At 66.9% G+C, this 15,795-nt stretch carries 10 protein-coding genes and 1 pseudogene; 6 read left to right on the forward strand and 5 right to left on the reverse strand.

Going from position 1 to position 15,795, the window contains the following annotated elements; translation table 11 throughout:
• Window positions 1-5: 5 nt before the first annotated feature.
• From HLB44_RS07440 to HLB44_RS07465, 6 genes are all read left to right on the forward strand, one after another.
• On the forward strand, window positions 6-1,205 hold the full coding sequence (locus HLB44_RS07440; protein ID WP_173121915.1) for an ABC transporter ATP-binding protein: 1,200 nt from the start codon (window positions 6-8) through the stop codon (window positions 1,203-1,205).
• A 17-nt stretch (window positions 1,206-1,222) separates the two neighbouring features.
• Window positions 1,223-2,962, forward strand: a complete 1,740-nt coding sequence (locus HLB44_RS07445) for a GNAT family N-acetyltransferase (RefSeq protein WP_173121916.1) — start codon at window positions 1,223-1,225, stop codon at window positions 2,960-2,962.
• A gap of 10 nt (window positions 2,963-2,972) precedes the next feature.
• Window positions 2,973-3,743, forward strand: a complete 771-nt coding sequence (locus tag HLB44_RS07450) for a PIG-L deacetylase family protein (RefSeq protein ID WP_173121917.1) — start codon at window positions 2,973-2,975, stop codon at window positions 3,741-3,743.
• A gap of 73 nt (window positions 3,744-3,816) precedes the next feature.
• Window positions 3,817-7,752, forward strand: coding sequence for a glycosyltransferase (locus HLB44_RS07455; RefSeq protein WP_173121918.1), 3,936 nt, complete (start codon window positions 3,817-3,819; stop codon window positions 7,750-7,752).
• Between the two features lie 193 nt (window positions 7,753-7,945).
• The gene (locus HLB44_RS07460; protein ID WP_173121919.1) at window positions 7,946-9,196 is read left to right on the forward strand and encodes a hypothetical protein; all 1,251 of its coding nucleotides are present in this window, start codon (window positions 7,946-7,948) and stop codon (window positions 9,194-9,196) included.
• 176 nt (window positions 9,197-9,372) lie between these two features.
• Window positions 9,373-10,323: a class I SAM-dependent methyltransferase gene (locus HLB44_RS07465; protein ID WP_173121920.1), complete on the forward strand. Its 951-nt coding sequence runs from the start codon at window positions 9,373-9,375 to the stop codon at window positions 10,321-10,323.
• 405 nt (window positions 10,324-10,728) lie between these two features.
• Here the strand turns inward: HLB44_RS07465 and HLB44_RS07470 are convergent, their stop codons facing one another.
• From HLB44_RS07470 to HLB44_RS07490, 5 genes and pseudogenes are all read right to left on the reverse strand, one after another.
• Window positions 10,729-11,670, reverse strand: a complete 942-nt coding sequence (locus HLB44_RS07470) for a hypothetical protein (protein WP_173121921.1) — start codon at window positions 11,668-11,670, stop codon at window positions 10,729-10,731.
• Window positions 11,671-11,819: 149 nt separating this feature from the next.
• Window positions 11,820-11,957, reverse strand: a pseudogene (locus HLB44_RS07475) (ISL3 family transposase); the annotation flags it as partial.
• Window positions 11,958-12,413: 456 nt separating this feature from the next.
• Window positions 12,414-13,598 carry an O-antigen ligase family protein gene (locus HLB44_RS07480; RefSeq protein WP_173121922.1) on the reverse strand — a complete coding sequence of 395 codons (1,185 nt, stop codon included), beginning with the start codon at window positions 13,596-13,598 and terminating at the stop codon, window positions 12,414-12,416.
• A 98-nt stretch (window positions 13,599-13,696) separates the two neighbouring features.
• On the reverse strand, window positions 13,697-14,605 hold the full coding sequence (locus HLB44_RS07485) for a glycosyltransferase family protein (RefSeq protein WP_173121923.1): 909 nt from the start codon (window positions 14,603-14,605) through the stop codon (window positions 13,697-13,699).
• A 97-nt stretch (window positions 14,606-14,702) separates the two neighbouring features.
• Window positions 14,703-15,644 (reverse strand): glycosyltransferase family 2 protein, encoded by a 942-nt coding sequence (locus HLB44_RS07490; RefSeq protein WP_246312114.1) that lies wholly within the window; start codon window positions 15,642-15,644, stop codon window positions 14,703-14,705.
• Window positions 15,645-15,795 lie beyond the last annotated feature (151 nt).

The raw sequence follows: 15,795 nt of genomic DNA on the forward strand, positions 1-15,795 counted from the left end.
CGGACATGAACGACAACCCGGTGATCGAACTGGCCCGCGTGAGCAAGAGCTACTCGCTCGAACACCGGCCGCTGCACCGCCTGTGGCAACAGCTGCGCGGCCACCTGCCGGCCGGACAGGTGCATCACGCGCTGCACGACGTCGACCTGGTGGTGCGCCGCGGCGAGGCGGTGGGCATCATCGGCCGCAACGGCGCGGGCAAGTCGACGCTGCTGCAGGTGATCTGCGGCGTGCTGCAGCCGAGCGCGGGCACGCGCAAGACCAACGGCCGCATCGCAGCGCTGCTGGAGCTGGGCGCCGGCTTCAATCCGGAGCTCACCGGGCGCGAGAACGTGCGCCTCAACGGCCCGCTGCTGGGCCTGAGCGCGGCGCAGGTCGAACGCCGGCTGGACGAGATCATCGAGTTCGCCGGCATCGGCGAGTACGTCGACCAGCCGGTGCGCAGCTATTCGAGCGGCATGTTCGTGCGCCTGGCGTTTGCGATGGCAACGTCGGTGGAGCCCGACATCCTGGTCATCGACGAGGCGCTGTCGGTCGGCGACGGTGAGTTCGCGCGCAAGTCCTTCGAGCGCATCATGTCGCTGAAGGAGCGTGGCGCGACGGTGCTGTTCTGCACGCATTCGATGTTCCAGATCGAGTCCTTCTGCAGCCGCGCACTGTGGGTGCACGACGGTCGCGTGATGTTCGACGGGCTGGCCAGCCAGGCGGTGGTGGAGTACGAGGCCTGGCAGGCGCGCCACGGTGCGTCGATGGCGTCGGACGGTCCGGTCGCGCACCGGTTCGAGTCCGCGGCGGCCTCGATCGGCGCGGTGCGTCTGCACCCGCCCCCGGTGGGCGAAACGTGGCGCTCCGGGCTCGACGACCTGGTGATCGACATCGAGATGCGCACCGACCCGACGCTTCCCAATCCCACGCTCGGCGTCACGCTGCTCGGCAGCGACGGCCGTGCGGTCTCCAGCGCCGGCAACTGGCTCGACGGCCAGCCGCTGCAGCGCCATGCCGACGGCAGCGCACGCACCCAGCTGCGCTTTCCCGCGCTGCCGCTGCTCAAGGGGCGCTACACCGTCTCGGTCTTCATCCTGTGCGATCGGGCGATCAACCCGTATGCGGCGGCCGAGCACGTCGCGTCGTTCGAGGTGGTCCAGCAGGACCTGCGCCAGGGCATCGTGGACCTGCCGCACCGCTGGTGCCACGCGCAGCCATGAGCGCTTCGGATCGCCACATGAGCGAGATCAGCGGTTTCAGCTTTCCGCTGAACGTCTACGCCCGCGTGCTCGAGCTGCGCGAGGGACAGGCGGACTACCTGCACTACGGCATCTTCGACCGCCCCGATGAGCCCGTCGCCGCCGCCCAGCAACGCGCCAGCGATCTGTTGTGGCAGGCGCTGCCGCCGCCGTGCCGGCTGCTGGAAGTGGGCATCGGCCTCGGCACGACGCTCGCCCGCTTGCGGGCCGCGGGCTACGAGGCCTGCGGCATCACGCCGGACGCAAGCCAGGTGGCAGCGGCCCGCACGCGACACGGTGGCATCGATGCCGAGGTGGCGCGCCTGGAGGACTTCAACCGCGCTGCGGGCACCTGGCAAACGCTGCTGTTCCAGGAAAGCGCGCAGTACATCGATCCGGTGGCGCTGTTCGATGCCGCGGACCGGCTGCTGGTGGACGGCCCGGCGACGCTGCTGGTGATGGACGAGTTCGCGCTGCGGCGCCGCTGCGCCGACGACACCGGGCTGCACGACCTGGACGCCTTCATCGCGCTCGCTGCTCGCCGGGGCTGGCGAGTGGTGCAGCGGATGGACCTGTCGCAACGCGCGGCGCCGACGCTGGACTACCTGCTGGATGGCGTGTGCACGAACGAGTCGCGCCTGCGCGGCGAGCTCGCGCTCGGCGCGGCCGAGCTCGACGCACTGAACGCCTCCAACCGCCGCTACCGGCGCCTGTACGACGCCGGCGTCTACGGCTATGCGCTGCTGAAGTTCGAACGCGAACGCCGGCCAGGCTGCCGGCTGCAGTGGGTCGGCAGCGAAGACAGCGGTGCGATGAGGGCGCTGTTCCGCGGCGTCTTCGGCAACGACATGAGTGCCGAGCACTGGCACTGGAAGTACGGCGACGGCCGCGGCCGCGCCATCGGCCTGATGCGCGACGGCGCGATGATCGCGCACTACGGCGGCATGAGTCGGCCCATCGCCTGGTTCGGCGAACCGGCGCTGGCCTGCCAGATCGGCGACGTGATGGTCGACCCGCAGGCCACCGAAGGGCTGCTGCGTCACGGGCCGATGGTGCAGGTGGCCGAGAGCTTCCTCGACAGCCAGCTCGGCTGGGGCCGGCCGCATCGGGTGGGCTTCGGATTCCCGAACGAGCGCGCCTTCCGCGTCGCCGAGCGCAGCGGCCTGTATGCCGGCGTCGACAGCATCGTGCGGCTGCAGTGGCCGGCGCGCCGCGGCGAGCCCAGCCGTTCGGTGATCGAGCTCGCGGCGGCCGACTTGCAGCCCGGCGGGCGCTATCGCGAGCGGGCACAGCGGCTGTGGCAGCAGATGGCCGCCGCGTGGCGGCATGCCGTGCTCTGCGTGCGCGATGCCTCCTGGCTGCTGCACCGCTATTTCGAGCGGCCGGGCGTGCGCTACCACGTCTCGCTGCTGCGCAGCCGCTGGACCCGGCGCCCGCTCGGCATCGTCGTGCTGCGGCGCCATGAAGGGCACGTCGACGTGCTGGACCTGATCGGCCCGCCGCAGGCGTTCGAGCCGCTGATCGCGCTGGCGCGGCAGCGTGCCGCCGAATGGGGGCTCGAGCGCGTCGAGTGCTGGATCACGGCGTCGCAGGCGTCGGTGCTGCGGGCCATCGATCCCGCGGCGCAGACTGAGCAGCCGATGGGCATCACCGTGCCGGCCAACGTGCGCACGCCCGGGCCGGTCGACGAGCTGCGCAACCGCTGGTTCCTGCTCGCCGGCGACGCCGACTTCACCTGATGCGCGCGCGATGAACGACGCCTTGAGTCCGGACTGGCGGCCGCATGCCGAGCCCGCGCTGGTGCCCTACCAGCCGCTGCGCCGGCTGCCGGTGCAGTCGCTGCTCGTGCTCGCGCCGCATCCCGACGACGAGGTGTTCGGCTGCGGCGGCCTGCTGGCGCTCGCCGCTGCACAAGGCGTGCAGGCGCGGGTGGTGGTGATTTCGGACGGCGCCGCCGGGGGTGATCGCGCCGTGCGCGAGAACGAATGCCGCGCCGCCGCCCGCATCCTCGGCCATCACGCCGCGCTGCAGTTCTGGCAGCTGCCCGATCGCGCCGTGCGGCCCGATGCGGCATTGGTCGAACGCCTGCGGCAGGCGCAGGCCGAATCGGCCGCCGAGTGGGTGCTGGCGCCGTCGCCGTTCGAGGTGCATCCCGATCACCGCGCGGTGTGCCGCGCGGCGGTGGAGGCCTGCCGTGGCGTGGCAGGCTCGCAGCTCGGCTTCTACGAGGTCGGCCAGCCGCTGCTGCCGAATGCCCTGGTCGACATCACGCCGGTGATGCCGCTGAAGCTGCGCGCGATGCGCTGCTTCGAGTCGCAGCTCGCCGTACAGGACTACGCCTCGCAGATCGCCGCGCTGAACCACTACCGCGCCTACACACTCGGCGCCGCCGTGCGCCAGGCCGAGGCGCTGTGTTTCGTGGATGCAGCGGACCTCGCCGGCGGCCTCGAGGGCGTGCTGCTCGCGATGCAGCGCGAGCTGCGTCGCCGCTTCGATGCCGTGGACAATCCGACGCCATGACTGCCCCCCAGCTCACTCCGTTCGCAGCCCCCAAGGGGCGCTCAGCGCCCTTCGGGCGGCCGGGCGGGCGCTGATGACTGCCTTGACTTCCCCACCGCTGGACGCGCGGCGGGTGCTGGCGCTGGCCACGCACGTGGGCGACGCCGTGCTCGGCGCTGGGGCGCTGCTGCAGCGGCTGACCGACGCCGGCGCCACGGTGGACACGCTGGCCTTCGATGGCGTTGCGCCGCTGGCCTACGGCGAAACGCTGGTCGAGCGGCTGCGAGAAGCGCTGGTCGACGCCGCGGCGCAGCTGGTGCTCGCGCCGTCACCGCTGGAATCGGACCCCGACCGGCGCGCCCTGGGCATGGCCGCGGTCGAGGCGCTGCGGCGCGCCGGCGGCGCGCGTCTGGCGCTGTACGAGATCGGCACGCCGGGGCGGCCGACCTGCGTGCTCGACATCACCGCGCAACTGGCGTGGAAGCAGCAGCAGGCGGCGACCCGCGCCGACGGCCCGACCGCGCTGGCGCTGAACCGCTTCCGCGGCCGCGCGAGCGTGCCGGTGACCGAGGCGGCCGAAGCTTTCGAGCTGCTCGACGCCGCGGCGCTGGCCGACGAGCACTGGTCGCTGTTCGCAACCGAGCACGCACGGCACGCGGTGCAGGGCGAGGCGGTCGACGGCCGGCGCGATCAGCCGCTGGTCAGCGTGCTGGTCCGCAGCATGGACCGGCCGAGCCTGGCCGAGGCGCTCGACTCGATCGCGCTGCAGACCTATCCCAACATCGAGGTGCTGGTGGTCGAGGCCTGTGGCCCGGACCATCGAAAGCTCGGCGAGCGCTGCGGGCGCTTTCCGCTGCGCCAGGTCGGCACCGGCCAGCCGCTCGATCGGGCCGCGGCGGCGAATGTCGCGCTCGACCATGCGGCCGGCGACTGGCTGCTGTTCCTCGACGACGACGACCGGCTGGAGGCCGCTCACATCGCGCGTTTGCGCGCAGCGCTCGCCGCTGCACCGCGATGCACGGTGGCCTATGCCGGCGTGCGGCTCGTCGATGCCGGCGGCCAGTGCACCGCGGTGCTCGACGAGCCCTTCGATGCGATGCGGCTGTGGTGCGCCAACTACCTGCCGATCCACGCGGTGATGTTCGCGCGCGCGCTCGTCTCGCCGACACGGCGCTTCGACGAACAGCTCAAGGTCTACGAAGACTGGGATTTCTGGCAGCAGCTGGCCTGCAGCGAGCGCTTCCTGCACGTGCCGGGCGTGTCGGCGAGCTATCGGCTGGTCGGTGACTCGGGGCTCAGCGCCGAGCAGGACGTCGAGCTCGCGCGCACCTGGCGCCTCGCCTTCTATCGCAAGTGGCTGCCGCAGCTGGATGCGGCGGCGCTGGAACGGCTGGCGGCGCATGCGGAGCATGCGCGCAGCGCCGCGCAGCAGCTGCGTTTGGCGACCGCGACGGCGCAAACGACCCTCGCCGAAGCGCAGGCCGCGTTGGCCCAGTCGCGTGCCGATGCGATCGGCCTGCAGCAGCGCCTCGACGGCCTGGCGTCTGGCCAAGCAGCCCTGGCGCATGAGCTTGCCGAACGCAGTGCGGCGGCGGCGCGCGAGATGGCCGAGCAACAGGCGGCACAGGCCGGCTTGCGCGGCCAGGTGCAGGCGCTGAGTGAGCAGCTGGCGGCGAGCGCGAAGGCTTACGCCGAGCTGGAGCGGGGTTATCGCCAGGTCACCGGCTCGCTGTCGTGGCGCGTGACCGGCCCGCTGCGAACGCTGCGCGGCGGTCTGTCTTCGGCCAGCCTGCAGCAAGCGGCCGTTCACGGATTGCGCCGCGTTGCGCGTGCAATCCCTGTGGCGCCGTCTACACGACAGCGTATCAAGGTTCAGCTCGCGGCCAGCCGTGTCGGTGCGCCACTGCTGCGTTGGCTCGCGGCACCCCCGGCGACGATGGCCGCGCCTGCCGCCGCGCAAACATTCGACAAGGAAGCTGTTCGCGCGGAAGCCGAGGAACGGTTGACCACGTTCCTGGCGCGCGGCGAACGGCTGAGCTTCGGGTGCGTCGATGGGATGAGGGGAGTGACCGCACCGTGCTCGCCGAAGGTGTCGGTGCTGGTCGTGCTCTACAACCAGGCTGGCCTGAGCCTCGAGTGCCTGCAGGCGCTGGCGGCATTGCGCGCGCCGGACTTCGAGCTGCTGATCGTCGACAACGCGTCGAGCGATCGCGTGCCGCAGCTGCTCGATCGCATCGATGGCGCGACGATCCTGCGCCAGGCCGACAACCTCGGCTTTCTGCGCGCGGTCAATCTGGCCGCGTCGCAGGCACGCGGCGAATACCTGCTGCTGTTGAACAACGACGCCGTCGTTTTCGACGACACGCTGGCCAACGCTTGCGCGCGACTCGATGCCCATCCCGACATAGGCGCGCTCGGCGGCCCGATCCTGCTGTGGGACGGGCGCTTGCAGGAAGCCGGCAGCATCGTCTGGCGCGACGGCAGCTGCCTCGGCTATGGCCGCGGCGAGTCGCCGGACGCAGGGCCGTACCGTTACCTTCGCGACGTCGACTACTGCTCCGGCGCCTTCCTGATGCTGCGCCGGGCGCTGTTCGACGCGCTTGGCGGATTCGACGATCGCTATGCACCGGCCTACTACGAAGAGAGTGATCTCTGCGCTCGGCTGTGGGAAGCCGGCCACCGCGTCGTCTGTGACCCGCGAGTGCGTGTCAAGCATTTCGAGTTCGCCAGCGACGTGGGCAGCGGCCGGGCGTTGGCCCTGCAGACCCGCAACCGCGAACGCTTCGTGGCCAAGCATGCGGCTTTTCTGGCACACCAGCAGCCGCCGTCGCTCGAGCGCTTGCTGCGGGCGCGCGAGCGCCTGCCCGAAGGCGTCCAGCGCGTGCTCTTCATCGACGACCGCGTGCCGCTGCCATGGCTGGGCCAAGGCTATCCGCGCGCGGCGAGCCTGGTCGCTGCGGTCGCCGCTGGCGGCAGTTTCGTGACCCACTATCCGCTGCAGTTTCCGCACGAGGACTGGGCCGACGTCTACCGCGCGCTGCCCGAGCGCTGTGAGGTGATGCTCGGCCTCGGCCTGGCGGGCATTGCCACCTTCCTCGAGCAGCGCGTCGGCTTCTACGACACGATCGTGATCAGCCGGCCGCACAACATGGAGGTTGTCCGGGCGATTCGCGAGCGCAATCCGGCGTGGTTTGCCAACTGCCGCTTGCTCTATGACGCCGAGGCGCTGTTCTCGTTGCGGGATATCGCGAAGGCGGGAGTCTTCGGCAACGCTCCCAGTGCCGGTGCGCAACGCAGATTGGTCGAGGCAGAGGTGGAGCTGGCGCGCGGCGCTGACGGCATCGTTACCGTATCTGAAGCGGAAGCGCGTCACTTTCGCGACGCCGGGTTCGCCGCGGTGGACGTGCTCGGACACGCGATCACATCGGCACCAACTGCCGCTGAATTCAGCGCGCGCCGCGGGTTCCTCTTCGTCGGCGCGCTCGGGCCCGACGACTCGCCCAACACCGATAGCGTGCTGTGGTTCGTGCGCGAATGCTGGCCGACCATCGTCGAGTCCCTCGGCGGCGAAGCTCGACTCGATATCGTCGGCCCTTGCGACTCGGAGAGCGTGCGTGCGCTGGCTGCGCCCTCCATTGAGGTGCACGGCAGAGTGGATGATCTGACATCCTACTTTGAACGAGCGCGCGTCTTCGTCGTGCCGACACGTTTCGCCGCTGGCATCCCGCACAAGGCTCACGAGGCGGCAGCACGCGGTCTGCCGATGGTGGTTACTCCGCTGATCGCCGACCAACTGGGATGGCAGGCTTGGGAAGTGCCGGCACGCGATGCGCCTGGACCGTTCGCGTCCGCCTGCATAGCGCTGCATGACGATGAGGCGCAATGGCGGGCGGCACGTGACTATCTGCTGAAAGCGATCGATGTCGATTGCGCACCAGGCGTCTTCGCCGCTACCGCTCTGCGTGTTGTGCTTGGCGACGAATCTGTGGGTGCGAAAGGTTTGCTCGAGTCGCACGGAGTCGCCAATTGATGTCGTTTGCGGCCTTCAGTGCGCAGTCTTCGTTGCGCACCTGAGCCCCTGAAGGCTAGCACTAGGTTTTGTAACGCCATAGTACGATCAGCAACACAAGGCGGCCCACTCCTCCCCTCCAAAGTGATCGGCCACATGCCTCTTCGACATACGATCCGCAAAGGCCAATGTTGGCCGGAAACCAGCTGACGACATGCGGTTACACCACACATTGCTTGCCGCTACAGTGCTGACTGCCTCGGCAGGAGCGATGGGACAAACCTGCTTCGGCAATGCCAGTTCAACCGGTGCGCAGTTGCAGGCGGCCATCAATGGCGCTACCGGTGTGCTATATCTCTGCCAAGGAGCGGTCTTCACGGCAGATGCCTCTATCCTACTCAAGAACAATCTCAAAATGGAGACACTCGGACGCCCGAGTGACGACAACCAAAAAGCGAAGATTGTTCTTGCCTATACTTCCGCCCAAGCCATTTCGACTGGCTTTCCATTTCCGGTAGGCCAATCCTTCCTCTCCGGGTACGGAATGAGCGGGGTAGAGCTTCGGAATATCGTTATTGACGGGGGTCGCACATCGGTCACGATCGCAAGTCACAAGACAGATAGCGGGGCAACGCCGGACCATCACCGTGCAACGCTGGCGATTGGTGGTGTCAACTCGCTGCTCGATCGGGTGACGATCCGTAACGGCATCGGCGGCGCGCTGGTCGATGCTGCTTCCGACGCAAACTGCTCTGGCCTTCGCATCACAAATTCCTACTTCGGTCCCGCCGGTTACCATCAGACCCTCTCGTTCAACGGGTCGTCTATCGGCCAATGGTCGGATGGTCTGAATCTCTATTGCGGAAACGCCTATGTTGCGGGAAATCAGTTCCGCGACATCACCGACGGATCAATCAGCTTCTACGGTGGGACGAGCACCACGATCGAGAGCAATTGGATTGCGCTGAGTGGACGATCCGGCGTGAGTGGATTCGTTGCCGCAGCTGCGCTTGCTCGCACCAGGGCTGTGTCTTTCCTCAACTCGGCGTTCCGCTACAACTTGATCGAGACGGCATCGAACCAACATCTCAACGTTGCCATAGGATTGGGCAGCCGGGCTTGGTGCAACCCAGCGCAAAATAATCCAGACTGCGACACAGTTTCCGGAATGTCCGCGACGAACAACAGCGGATCGGGCAACTACGGTTTCGGGTTGCTGGTTGCAGGAATGACGCCGGCAACGTTACTTGACAACAACCTCGTCATGCAACGCTGGATCAATCCGGACTGGGTAAGCATTCGGCCTCACTGTCAAGGGCCTGATGCAAATGCCCCGGGCAACCCGCCTCCGTGGCCGGCCGCGAACTACTATGTTGTGCGATCCGGCACCGCTGGCTCGTTGCAACCTGGCTACGCGCTGCGCACAAATGTCGACGGCTGCGCGTGGGTGCCCTCGACATACTGATCTGAGGCATCGAAACAACTTCCTTGGTTTCGGATCGGTTAGGCTTGCATGCAAGCCGAGACTCCACCAAGGGAGGCCGCACATCGCCGCATAGGAACAAGCTCGACTCATTCAGGGCCGATGCTTGTCAGTCGATTCATGGAACGCGCGGGCGGCGCAACGGGCGGCCGCTTACCATGGTAACCTATGCCCCCCGCTACTACTATGAGGCGGCTGTCATGGTCGATCTTGTTCGTCGAATCTTTAACTTCATGAGCAGCGAGCCGGCAGAAGTTGCCAAGAATTCGCCGAGCAGCACATCTGACGCGTCACTCACCTCCGACAATTACGAGGAGTCGGCGCGGACTTTCTACGCGTACCTGCCGGACGAAGTTCGGGACATCTTTGTAAACGATGCGCTGTACCACAAGAGCAGATATCTAGAGCTCTTGAACCGCTCCTACGGTGCGCGAATCCTAGAACTTGGTTCAGATAAGCCATTCATAAGCCACTATCTTCGCACGACCCACACCCATGCAGCGGTCGAAACGGTGTCAATAGACATCCCCTACTCGAAGTATCCGATTACGCGTGTTGACATAGAGGGCGAGCAACTTCCGTTCGAAGCGGGTTCGTTTACGGACGTGATCTTCACCGAAGTATTGGAGCACCTGTTTAGGGATCCAGCCTGGACAATCTATCAGATCAATGCTGCACTGGCGATGGGCGGGACACTCTTCCTCACGACGCCGAACGCGTGTGGATATGACAGCCTGATCAATTTCGTCAATCAGGTTAATCCCAACGCTCGATCGCAGTTCTATGCTGCTATTGAGTCGGGTCATCCTCATTTGTGGACTGCAAATGAGTGCCGAGACATTTTGGTGGCACACGGCTTTTCGGTCGAGGCAGTCGACACGGTTGACTACGTCCCCATACCAAGACCGCCGGAACTCATGGCATTCCTCGACGCCCATTCGCGCGACAAGGGCATGAACGGTCAGTCGCTGCGCATCGTTGCGAAGAAGGTTCAGAGCGTGACGGGTCCAACGTACCCCCGCGGCTTGTTTCCCGAAGGAATGCCGGTCCAGATGCGGGGAGCTTTGAGGGAGTGGGCCGTCAAGACGCTTGCGAACGAGCGACCGTAAGTCGGTGCTCAGGACGGCGGATCGTCGACAACCAGACGTGTCTGCCTCGTCGGGTAGCTGCCGCAGCCTGCGCCGTCCGTGCAACGCTTCGAAATGGGTGCGCTCTCATCTGCAAGCGTATACAGCACAACCGCGCGAGGTCGGCCAGCGGCGCCGCGCCGATCCGGCTGCGCAAGCCGCTGATCGAAGACCTCCCCGCCAGCGCCGGTTACGCCGCGCCGCTGGGGGTAACCAGTGCGGCGCCGGAAAGGGTTGGGATGTTCAATCCCTAACCAATGGCCGGCTCGATCACCCGCCGGCACCGAGCCAGCGTCGCGGCACCTGCGCGGCCCAGCCGGCCGTGTCCCGCCGACTGCCCGCTCAAAACGAGCGCATGGCAGCGAGATGGGGCAAGCCGAGCGTTGTTTAGTACAGTTGTCCGATCACGCTTTGAGTCATGATCCTCTGTACTTCAGCGCGCGTACCCACAACGAAGTACGACACAGCATTCAACGTTTGTCCTGCGGCAAACGGACCAAGGAACTTGTTGGCAGTGATCGTAGTGGTCGGATCTGAAGTGATGCCGGACAGGTAACGCGCCCCCACCATCGACGACCCTGGCGACCAGACGCCAACTGCGCGCGTACCGGCGGCGTTCGAAACCATGATGGTGTTGGCGACAAACTCGGTTGCATACGAGGTCGTGGGATCCGCCGCCCCCTGAGCCATGTCCGTCCACGATGTTCCCGTGTACTTCTCGAAATGCGTGAACTCAGGAATGAGATAGAGCGCCGGAACCTGCCAAGTGGCCATCGTTCTAGCATTTGCCGATGTGAGCGACGACTGATACATGACGACCTTCTGGAGGTCGTTTGCACCGATGCCCACCGTGATTACCTTGTACATCACATCCGACGAAACGGCGGTCGAATTAACCGCAATTCCGCCGGGCGCGGGCGTACAACCGGGCGACTGCGTCCCAACAGCCTGCCCAGGACTCAGCCAATAAGCTGGGTGTACGGATGAGTACAGCTTGTTGGGCGCCAGCAGGCTCATGCTCCCGATGGCTGAGGTGGTGGACGGACTGGATCCGTCGTTGGCTCTTCCAGCTTCCGTCGGGTTGAGCGCTTCGCAGTAACCATCAAGAGTCACAGCCATTTGGATGTCTCTGCCGTGGTCACTGTTGTTGACGAAGTTGAATACGTTGCCCTGAGCATCCTTAAAGAACAGTCCAACTACCGCGCCGGCATGCGTCGCCCATGTCTGGACAGAGACAGTATTGGATGAGTTTGCGATCACCTGGTCCCCCACGGCAGCGTGAGCGAACAATGGAGTCAAAGCGGCGACAGCCAAAAGCAGTTTTTTCACAAGATTCCCCTGAATATAGAAATAGAAATATACAAACAAACCGTGGTTCTCAGAACCATTGCTCGCATCAGTTGCGGCAGAGGTTCACATACGAGTGTACCGGCTCTTCGTCGTTTCGTGTGGAAGCCCCGGGATGCACTTCGGCGAGTTCAAGCGCCTGAAGTACGCGGCACAGCTCGAGTGAATGGCGACTTCGGAAGGTGTGTGAGCTTGCTCAACCGAAGGTACGCGATGGCAATGAAGTTGGCCGCCGTGCGGAATCCGCGAGCCGCGCGCTTGGCCTGCTGCGATGTGGAGATTGTGACGGCGTACCTCAACTCCGAGTTCAATCGGTTCTATACATACAATGCAGCGACTGACAGCCTGGTAGAACGTACATCGCAAGTCCCGGCGGGAGGATGCATCGAAGAACAGGGTATTCCGGCGGGCGGGGTGATCTTTGCGACCGCGGATGGCGCGTATGCGCTTGGTGGGTATCGAGGGCAAGCAACAACGGGTTTGGTCTGTGCAGTTTCCCGAACGGCGATTCCGGCAAGTATGGGTCGGCGACGACAAAGTGGAATATCCTCGAGCGGCCGCTGGGCGGCGTCGCGGCAGGCAGCACAAAGTCAAACACGGTCTTTCTGACGATTGCAATCTCTCCAAGGCGAAGGAGGAGATGCGGCGGCTATATCTCAGCGGCAGCTGAATCGGGGGCTTGTATTCCCGCGCTGCGGGCCGAATGGGCCAGACCTTGTTCGTGACTACAGGGGCTTCTGCCGGGCGAGAACGTTGGGGCGAGCCACCGCCCCCGCCATCCCGGCGATCAGCAGCAGCGGCAGCGCGAACTTCGCGTCCCGCAGCACGACGTTGAACAGTGCGCTCCAGGTGATCGCGATCCACGCGAGCAGCGCAGCCAGGCCGTGCGGTCCGGCGCGCCAGGCGCGCACGGCGTTGCCGATCAGCAGCCACAGCAGCGCGGCGATGCCCGCCAGCCCCAGCTGCGATGCAACCAGCAGGTACTCGTTGTGCGGTGTCAGGTGCACCGAGATCAGCAGCCCCGGCTGCACGCGCGCGCGCCACTGGTCGAGCCAGCTGCCGACGCCGTGGCCGAACAGCGGCTTCTCGCGCACCATGTCCAGCGAGTGTTCGGCCAGCCGCAAGCGCATGCCCCAGCTCGTCGCCGCGGTGTCGCTCGACTGGTACTGCCGCATCTCGTTCAAGCCTTCGTCGATGCGGCCGCGCACGGCCGGCGAGAACTGCCAGGCCGCCAGCGACAGTCCGGCGACGACGGCGACCGCCGCCAGCCGCCGCCACCAGCCGCGCTGGCGCGCGAGTCCGAGCGCCGCCAGCAGCACCGGCAGCGCGACCATGCCGGTGCGCCGGTCCTGCAACGCCAGGCCGAGCAGCGCCAGCGCGGCAGCGCCGAACCACGCGGCGCGCTGCCAATGCGCGCGCTGCGGCGTCATCGCCTGCAGCAGGCAGATCGATGCGCCGAGCGCCAGCATCAGCGAATTGATGATGCGCTGGTTGCCTTCGGGCTCGACGATGGTCCGGTGCAGCAGGCCATCGGGCAGCGCGCCCGCCCGCGCCAACCCCACGGCGACGCCGAGCAGCGCGGCCGCGATGCCGAACTGGACGAGCACGCGTCGCGCCAGCGCTGCAGGGCACGCCAGGGCGATCGGCGGTACCAGCAGCAGCAGGCCGTAGAGCCACAGCTGCGGCAGGCTGTCGCGCCAGTGGGCGGGGGACCACAGCAGCGACAGGGCGGTCAGGCCCCAGAACAGCGCCGCCGCGCGGAACCCGGCATCGCGCAGCAGCTCACCGAGGCGCCGTTCGCGGATCAGCACGCGCAGGGCCGCCGCACCGCAGCCGAGGAAGGCGAGGTACTTGACGCCGATCGGCAGGAAGACGGCCCAGGCGCACAGCACGGCCAGCGCCGAGTACATGAGTGCACCCTTGGCGCTGCGCGCCGTCCCGCCAAGCGGGAGCCGAGCCCATGGGACCCGAAGGGGCCCCTTCGTGGCCCGAGGCGGCCGGGCGGGGCTCACCCGAGGCGCCTCGACAGCAATCCGACCAGCATGCCGCGCAACAACGCGCCCAGCTTGGCCACGCGCTGCGGCTCCGCCATCACGATGCCGACCGCCTCGTACGCCAGACGGGTCAGGCACAGGAAGGCGAATGCCGGTTCGCGCCACAGGTAGCGGCGGCCGAGCCAGGCCGTGTTGCGGCCGATGAGATAACGCCGCTGCGGCGCGTGGCCGCCGGCCTGCAGCTCGCGGCCGAACAGCCGGTAGCGCCGCCGTTCGCCGATCGCGTGGCGAAACTCGTGGCTGCCGTGCAGCCAGACCTGCAGGCCGGCGCGGCGCGCGCGCAGGCAGTAGTCGGTGTCGACATGGTCGACGCGCAGGCCTTCGTCGAAGGGGCCGATCGCCTGCAGCGCAGCGAGGCGCCAGACCGACATCGAGTTGATGACGAAGGCCACCGGCTGCAGGCCGTCGAATCGGCGCGGCAGGTAGCGCAGCCGCCAGCGGCCGAGCTGGATGTGTTTGCCGCGCAAGCCGGTGGCGCGGTCGCAATAGGCGGGGGCGACGGCGGCGGTGTGCGGATCGGCGAGCAGCGCTTGCACCTTGGCGTCGGCGAGCAGCGCCTGCAGCACCGTCGCGTCCGAGTCCTCGTCGACCAGCACCACCTGTTGCAGCCCCGGCGGGCGGCCGAGCAGGTGTTCGAGCGCGCGGTTGTAGGCGCCGGCCAGTGCGCCGGCATTGGCGTTGTGCAGCACCCGCACGCCGGCGGGCAGCGTTGCGGCTTCGAGCCGCGGATGACCGGTCGCGGTGTTGTCGACGACGACCACGCTGCCGAGCGATGCGGCCAGCTGGGCGATCACCGGCTCGGGGTCGGATGCCGCGTGATAGACGACGAGGATCGCAGCCGTTGCTTCGGCCACCGGATTCATCGGTCGAACACCACGGGCTGCGGCGCGCGGCGCCAAGCGGGAAACCGCGTCCTGCGCGGCCGGCAGCGCCATGTCGGGCGTCTGGACAGTCGGGGGGCTAGAGCCGGTTGATCAGCGCGGCCAGCGTGATGCCGAGGTTGCCGAGCGTGGTCTGCCGGTGGATGCCCGAGCGGCGCAGACCGACCAGGCGCGCGCCGACCCAGCGCTTGCGCGCGCGCATGAATTCGTCGAGCACGCGCTGGCTTTCGGGTGTCATCAGGTGGCGCACCCGCTCCAGCGCCGACAGGTTGGCGTCGACCCAGCCGCGGAAGCGCCCCTGCAGCAGCAGCCGTGCGCGCTTGATCTGGGCCCGCGGATTGATGTTGGAGCCGAACTGGTTGGCGCTGTGCTGGCGGTAGCGCACCGTCGGGTACACGTCGTAGTGCACCTTGCCGCCGCAGCTGCTGACCAGCATGTAGGCCCACCAGTCGTGCGTCACCGCCTCGACGGTGTCCCCGGCAGCACGCAGCAGTTCGCGCGCAGCACGGTTGAACACCATCGTGTTGCCGCCGGCGATGCTTTGCACCAGCGCGTTGCGGAAGCTGGGGGGACGCTCGAACAGCGGCGAGTAGCCGATGTGCTGATTGCGCGCATCGACCAGCAGCGTGCGCGACCCGTACAGCGCCGGCACGTCGGCAGGAATCGTCTCCAGCCAGGCCACTGCGCGTTCGAGCTTGTCGGCCTCCCAGATGTCGTCCTGGTCGGCGTAGGCGAAGTAGTCGGCTTCGATGTCGGCGCGGCAGGTCAGCGACAGGAAATTGGCCGTCGAGCCTTCGGCCGGGCCGGCGTGGATCGAGATGCGGTCGTCGCCCCAGTGTGACTGGTAGTACTCGAGGATGGCGTGGGTGTAGTCGTCCGAGCCGTCGTCCGATGCCCAGATCGCCCACGCGGGGTGGCTCTGGGTGGCGATCGAGTTGAGCTGCTCGGCGAGGAAGTGCTGCGCCTGCATGGTGCACAGCAGCACCGCGACCTTCGGTACCGAGGGGTGCGGGCGGTGCAACAAGGACTTCAACGACACCAGCGGAATGACACGCCGAAATTCCTCCCAGGGGGAAAGGAGTTCTGCGACGGATGCACGTCGCTCGGCGTCTTGGCTAATGCGCGCGGCTCCCCGCCGTTTTTCTAGTGTCCAGGCCATTCAAACAAGTTTA

The organism is Pseudaquabacterium terrae (assembly GCF_013266755.1).
Lineage (GTDB): Bacteria > Pseudomonadota > Gammaproteobacteria > Burkholderiales > Burkholderiaceae_C > Pseudaquabacterium > Pseudaquabacterium terrae.

What these genes read in the sequence shown, in the direction of transcription:
- HLB44_RS07450 (WP_173121917.1), top strand. Translation starts at nt 2,973, where the DNA reads ATGAACGACGCCTTGAGTCCGGACTGGCGGCCGCATGCCGAGCCCGCG.
- HLB44_RS07465 (WP_173121920.1), top strand. Translation starts at nt 9,373, where the DNA reads ATGGTAACCTATGCCCCCCGCTACTACTATGAGGCGGCTGTCATGGTC.
- HLB44_RS07480 (WP_173121922.1), bottom strand. Translation starts at nt 13,598, where the DNA reads ATGTACTCGGCGCTGGCCGTGCTGTGCGCCTGGGCCGTCTTCCTGCCG.
- HLB44_RS07455 (WP_173121918.1), top strand. Translation starts at nt 3,817, where the DNA reads ATGACTGCCTTGACTTCCCCACCGCTGGACGCGCGGCGGGTGCTGGCG.
- HLB44_RS07460 (WP_173121919.1), top strand. Translation starts at nt 7,946, where the DNA reads ATGCGGTTACACCACACATTGCTTGCCGCTACAGTGCTGACTGCCTCG.
- HLB44_RS07440 (WP_173121915.1), top strand. Translation starts at nt 6, where the DNA reads ATGAACGACAACCCGGTGATCGAACTGGCCCGCGTGAGCAAGAGCTAC.
- HLB44_RS07445 (WP_173121916.1), top strand. Translation starts at nt 1,223, where the DNA reads ATGAGCGAGATCAGCGGTTTCAGCTTTCCGCTGAACGTCTACGCCCGC.
- HLB44_RS07485 (WP_173121923.1), bottom strand. Translation starts at nt 14,605, where the DNA reads ATGAATCCGGTGGCCGAAGCAACGGCTGCGATCCTCGTCGTCTATCAC.